General features: G+C 32.6%; 1 pseudogene. It reads left to right on the plus strand.

From position 1 onward, the window contains the following. Positions 1 to 239: pseudogene (locus ACFSR0_RS10710) on the plus strand (RNA-guided endonuclease TnpB family protein); the annotation flags it as partial.

The following is a 239-nucleotide window of genomic DNA, read 5'->3' on the forward strand; positions in this document are numbered from 1 at the left end:
CTAGAATCGATAGACAATAAGAAAAAATTTACAAAAAAGGCACCTACCTCTCAATTTGAGCATAATGATTTCCCAGTACTCTATAAAGGGAATATGTATAACCAAATAGCCGATGGCTATGAAATTAAAGTTTATAAAAATAGTGATTGGGTTTGGGAAAAAGTGAGTGTTCAAAAAAAGACGGACTTAGTAAAACGAGGAATTACAGACTGGAAGCAGTGTAATCCCAAATTAGTTAA

Source organism: Enterococcus camelliae (assembly GCF_042685105.1).
In the GTDB taxonomy this organism is placed as follows: domain Bacteria; phylum Bacillota; class Bacilli; order Lactobacillales; family Enterococcaceae; genus Enterococcus_G; species Enterococcus_G camelliae.